The following is a 4,152-nucleotide window of genomic DNA, read 5'->3' on the forward strand; positions in this document are numbered from 1 at the left end:
ATAGTTCCTTCGGGAGGAGTAAAACCGAAATTCTCATTTACTGGCCCTACTTCTATTGTAGCTCCTTCTGCATTAACATCTACTATATGTGTAGGTTCATTTGGTAAAGCAAACTTTGCTTGTATTTCAGCTGGACTTAATCCTTCAATATCTTCAGGCTTCATCATCCAAGACCTATCTGGTGCCGTTATATTCTCTGTATATACACGGACATAAGGTTCACTTCCTCCTTCATATATTTTAGTAGCATGGTTAGGAGTATAGGGAGCGCTAAGTCCACCCAATCTTTCGTTTGCACAATTTGTAGTTCCTAAACGTATTTGCACTTCTGCAAGTTGCGTAGGTGTTGGTGGTTTTATAGGTTCTAATCCTTCTAGCTCTCTACTGTCAATAACTCTATTACCACTAAAAGCATAAGGTGTCCAAGTACTGTATTTTTCTGTTAAAGGGTCAACATTACCCCATCTACCAAGGTCTGGCATATAATTCCTCGCCCCATAATCATACATATTTAGCCCCAACTCGTCCTGTAATTCCTTCCCATTGAAGAGACGCTTTTGGGCTGGGGGCACGAGCCAGAGGCATCGCGCTAGCCTTTGAACTTATTTCTGCTTGCGCCAGCTGGGGGTGTTAATAGCAGGTCTTTCACTATTTTGGCCGTTACTAATTTCTAGGCAAAGGTGGCTCTGGTAATTTCTCTGTTAACAATTCATTTGGAAAACTATGGCTCTCTATTTTTTCCATTTTAAGTTCCTTTAGCTTAATAATAGTTTTAATGACTTTAATCTGATTTTTATTTAAAGAAAAAGAAGAAAAATAAAACTTGTTCTTTTTAATATTATTATCAAAACAAGTATATAACTCAAAAGGAGTTGCATCCTCAATGGATTTATTTTCAATATTTTTTTTAAATTCGTTTTGAATACCATTTCTTAAATCCGATAAAATTTTTGAATCAATTTCTGATTTATAATAATTATAATTCCCTTTATTGTTGATTATTTCCTCACAATAGTATAACGTATCTCTTTTTATTTCTATTCCGAATCTAGGCTCGGCAGGATTCATTGATATTCCACTAGTCAATACAATTTTATCATTATTGTCATTATTACAACTAATAAAAATTAAAGCTATAAAAAATATTATTTTCTTCATAATCTACTTCTTGTAATTTAAAGCACCTGTTTTAGGATTTACCTGTATTAATGAACCGCTAAAATTCCATATTTGAGTTTTAATCTGTGTATTTGTGTAGTTCAAATTTAAAGATTTTGAAACTTCTTGCATAGTACTTAAATCTCTTCCTCCAAAAGATTTTGACATAGAGCCGTTTTGATTATATAATGATTCCATACTAGCAAAATAGTGGTCAGCATGATTACCATACTTTTTGTAATCTGATGGTAAATTTGACTTATCCATTAATCCATTGTTCGTAAAATCCTCAGCTTTACTATCTCCGTGTAAAAAAGATTCATGTGCTATCGCTTCGGTTAAATTAAATGTTTTATTTGGAGAACCAAATCCTTCAATAGCTACTTCAATATTTATATCAAGTCCAACATCTTTACCTTTTTCAAACCTAAATTCAGAACTAGTTGAGCTACCTGTTTTACTTTCGCCCACACTATAATTTAAATTGATTCCCTCTTTATCAAATTTCCCTGCTTCTTTACCAGCTTGATAAAATACTTTACCGCCATACTCTAATTTTTGTCCAGCTGAAGCATAATTATTTAAAAAAGCTTTTCCTTCTTTAGTTTTTGCAAAAAGCATAAATGCTTTTGCATGGTCTTTACTTTTCATTAATTCTGATATATCAATTTCTCTTCCATCAGGGTCTATGAAAAGTACAGGATTATTTAATGCATAATTGTATCCGCTCCAACTATTATACTTCTCAGCCAGCGGGGATTGTTTGCTTACTACTGTTGACCATTTCATAAAGTCTGCAAAAATAAGTTTGATGTAATTCAAATAGCTATGAAAAACATATTTGTGGTTGCTTTGTTTTTAGTCTTTAGTTCTGCGCTTGCTCAAACCAAAAAAGATACTCTTGAACTTTTAAATTTTAAATTTCGCTGGTACAATACTTCGCCTTGTGGTTGTTATACGTTTCCTAAAAAAGACAGCATTTATATTCCTAAAGACACTTTAAAACCTGCCGTGAACTTTACTTTTGTTAGAAAAAAAGACACAAAAAAATATTTTAGAGCATAAAAAAACCGAGCAATTGCTCGGTTTTTATTTTATTTGATTTTGCTATTCGTATTTTAGTTTACTCATAAAATAAAAAAGACAAAGTAGATACAATGATATTATAAGAAAAACAATTCCAAAAACAATTATACCGCCATACCTATATTGACTTTTACTTTTATCTTCAAAATATATAATATAATCTTTCCATCTATCTTTATAATAAAAGATATAATAATTGATTAAAACTAAAAAGATAATTACAAAAATTTGATAGCTTTCTAATATTCCTGAAGTTGAAGACATTGTTATACCTGTAAAATAATGGAATAAGACATCAACTATATTAATTGCCCATATCTCTAATAATATTAAAAGACCTATTGCTTTCCACTCACTCCAAAACTTTGGAACAGAAGTATATTCTATTGATTTATAAAGTTTATAAAAAAAATATTGATAAAGTTTTAGAAGTTTCATAATTATTGTTTCATTGCTCCAGGGAATAATTGGAAGTCTGGATTTATAGCTTTGTTTTCTCTATTTAATCTATCTTGGTCTTTCATTGCTTGATCCCATCCTCCTGGATAGAAAGTGTCAATACCGCTATACATTAAAGAAGGTATTGGATTAATAAATATACCATAAAGTCCCATACCTAAATTTAAACCTGCTTTGGCAGGATGTACAGAATTTGGACTATTAGGACCTATTTTTGGATTGTTATAGTTTTTAACTCCTTGATTTTAGTACATGACAAAAACATATTTCATTGAAAATCAACAAAATAATCAATGATAAATTAGAATAAAAGACTGATATTCATTACATTAAAGAATTATTACCACATAATTTTTCTAATGAAGAACACCAGTCTAGAGAGTAAAGATACATCGTTAATATCAGTATTGCAAGGTCATTTTAAAGGGGAACTTAATCTGGCAAGGGTTAAGCTCATCTGTTTATTTATAACAGCTTTATGCAAAATAAAGTCAATTAATTATGACAGGCTTGCCTCTGGATTTGACGTAAAAGCTGATAAAAACAGTTCTTACAGGAGAATCCAACGATTTATGAAGGAAGTTGATTTTCCGATGAAGACAGTTTCGGGTCTGATATTCAATCTATTACCGATAAAAGATGATTTGGTATTGGTTTTAGACAGAACGAATTGGAAATTTGGGTCGAAGGACATCAATATATTAATGCTGGGGGTCAGTTATAAAAATGTAGCTTTTCCGTTAATGTTCAAAATGTTAGACAAACGAGGAAATTCTGATACAGAGGAGCGAATTGATTTGATCAAGAAATATATTGAGTGGTTTGGAAAACAAAGCATTAATTGCTTATTAGCTGATAGAGAGTTTGTTGGCAGCAAATGGCTGGAATTTTTGAACAATGAAAATATTCGATATTACATCCGAATTAGGAATAATTTCAAAATTTATTCTTACCAAAAGCAAACAGAAATAAAAGCATTTTGGTTGTTTAATAATTTGAAAGTAGGTGAGTTTTATCATTATCCAAAAATAGTAAAGTTGCACGAACAAATGTGTTATCTCTCTGGCAGTAAAACAATTGACAGAGACGGAAATATGGAATTTTTAATTATAGTTTCGTTCAACAAACCAGAGCAAGCAATGGTGTATTACAAACAACGTTGGCAAATTGAAAGCCTTTTTAGAGGATTAAAAAGCAGTGGATTTAATATAGAAGATACTCACGTAACCGATTTAGAAAGATTAGAAAAATTATTCTCATTGACAATGATTGCTTTTGTATGGTGCTACAAAATTGGCGACTATTTAGATGAAAACATCAAAAAAATAATAATAAAAAAACATGGCAGAAGAGCCGTAAGTGTGTTTAAATATGGATTAGATTACTTGTCAAAATTTCTTTTAACAGGATTCAAGTCTTTGGAAAACAATCTGTTTTGCTTTTTGTCAT

Annotated in this window: 6 protein-coding genes and 1 pseudogene; 2 read left to right on the forward strand and 5 right to left on the reverse strand. The window is 30.9% G+C overall.

Annotation, left to right across the window (positions count from 1 at the left end):
- The 3 genes and pseudogenes from PHC28_RS16350 to PHC28_RS16360 form a co-directional block, all read right to left on the reverse strand.
- Nucleotides 1-509: pseudogene (locus PHC28_RS16350) on the reverse strand (hypothetical protein); the annotation flags it as partial.
- 154 nt (nucleotides 510-663) lie between these two features.
- Nucleotides 664-1,158, reverse strand: coding sequence for a hypothetical protein (locus PHC28_RS16355; RefSeq protein WP_300103173.1), 495 nt, complete (start codon nucleotides 1,156-1,158; stop codon nucleotides 664-666).
- A 3-nt stretch (nucleotides 1,159-1,161) separates the two neighbouring features.
- A complete protein-coding gene (locus PHC28_RS16360; RefSeq protein WP_300103175.1) occupies nucleotides 1,162-1,947 on the reverse strand; it encodes a hypothetical protein in 786 nt (261 codons plus the stop codon).
- Nucleotides 1,948-1,986: 39 nt separating this feature from the next.
- Here PHC28_RS16360 and PHC28_RS16365 point away from each other — a divergent pair, with 39 nt between their 5' ends.
- A complete protein-coding gene (locus PHC28_RS16365; protein WP_300103177.1) occupies nucleotides 1,987-2,223 on the forward strand; it encodes a hypothetical protein in 237 nt (78 codons plus the stop codon).
- Between the two features lie 42 nt (nucleotides 2,224-2,265).
- On the opposite strand, the gene PHC28_RS16370 is transcribed toward PHC28_RS16365, so the two are convergent.
- On the reverse strand, nucleotides 2,266-2,682 hold the full coding sequence (locus PHC28_RS16370) for a hypothetical protein (RefSeq protein ID WP_300103180.1): 417 nt from the start codon (nucleotides 2,680-2,682) through the stop codon (nucleotides 2,266-2,268).
- Between the two features lie 2 nt (nucleotides 2,683-2,684).
- On the reverse strand, nucleotides 2,685-2,816 hold the full coding sequence (locus PHC28_RS16375; RefSeq protein WP_300103182.1) for a hypothetical protein: 132 nt from the start codon (nucleotides 2,814-2,816) through the stop codon (nucleotides 2,685-2,687).
- A gap of 246 nt (nucleotides 2,817-3,062) precedes the next feature.
- Here PHC28_RS16375 and PHC28_RS16380 point away from each other — a divergent pair.
- Nucleotides 3,063-4,152: IS4 family transposase (locus PHC28_RS16380; RefSeq protein WP_300103184.1), on the forward strand; the 1,090-nt coding region annotated here is incomplete at its 3' end.

The sequence above is a fragment of the Flavobacterium sp. genome (assembly GCF_028712645.1).
Classification (GTDB): domain Bacteria; phylum Bacteroidota; class Bacteroidia; order Flavobacteriales; family Flavobacteriaceae; genus Flavobacterium.

Bases quoted from the DNA above. Each gene is read 5' to 3' on its own strand.
- PHC28_RS16355 (WP_300103173.1), bottom strand. From the start codon at position 1,158: ATGAAGAAAATAATATTTTTTATAGCTTTAATTTTTATTAGTTGTAAT.
- PHC28_RS16360 (WP_300103175.1), bottom strand. From the start codon at position 1,947: ATGAAATGGTCAACAGTAGTAAGCAAACAATCCCCGCTGGCTGAGAAG.
- PHC28_RS16365 (WP_300103177.1), top strand. From the start codon at position 1,987: ATGAAAAACATATTTGTGGTTGCTTTGTTTTTAGTCTTTAGTTCTGCG.
- PHC28_RS16370 (WP_300103180.1), bottom strand. From the start codon at position 2,682: ATGAAACTTCTAAAACTTTATCAATATTTTTTTTATAAACTTTATAAA.
- PHC28_RS16375 (WP_300103182.1), bottom strand. From the start codon at position 2,816: ATGTATAGCGGTATTGACACTTTCTATCCAGGAGGATGGGATCAAGCA.